The 417-nt window shown below is 53.7% G+C and carries 1 pseudogene; it reads right to left on the bottom strand.

The window, feature by feature from the left end:
• A pseudogene (locus tag HMPREF2871_RS07030) lies at positions 1 to 417 on the bottom strand (hypothetical protein); the annotation flags it as partial.

Genomic DNA, 417 nt, shown 5'->3' with positions numbered 1-417 from the left:
CCAACACGCCGCGAGCCGCCCAGCTTGTTTGCGCACCACGCTCCATCTCGTCTTTGTTGGCGAGATAAAACGCCTCGGCCACCGTCTCGCCGTCGTTGCGGAAAAGCTCCTCCCATCTGTCCCACAAATCCATGCGGTCGGGCCAGCGTTTCATCGCCTTAAACTTAATACCGTGCCAAAACGGGTTATTCAAAGTGCGGTTAAGTACGCTGTCGTAATGCAAAATCGTGCCGATATAGATTACATCGTATTTCTGGCCGACACCTCCGAGTGGCAATACCGTTTTAGTCAGCCACGCATTGAGCTTGTCGCGCTGTTCCGGGTTGCGGACTTGCTCGTCATTCTCGATATCGTCCAAAACAGTTAAGTCAGGACGGTATGGACCGTGACGCAAACCGCGCAGCTTTTTACCGCTAC

Source organism: Neisseria sp. HMSC067G12, assembly GCF_001812725.1.
GTDB classification, from domain to species: Bacteria; Pseudomonadota; Gammaproteobacteria; order Burkholderiales; family Neisseriaceae; genus Neisseria; species Neisseria perflava.
This window is presented reverse-complemented; position numbering and strand designations above follow the sequence as displayed.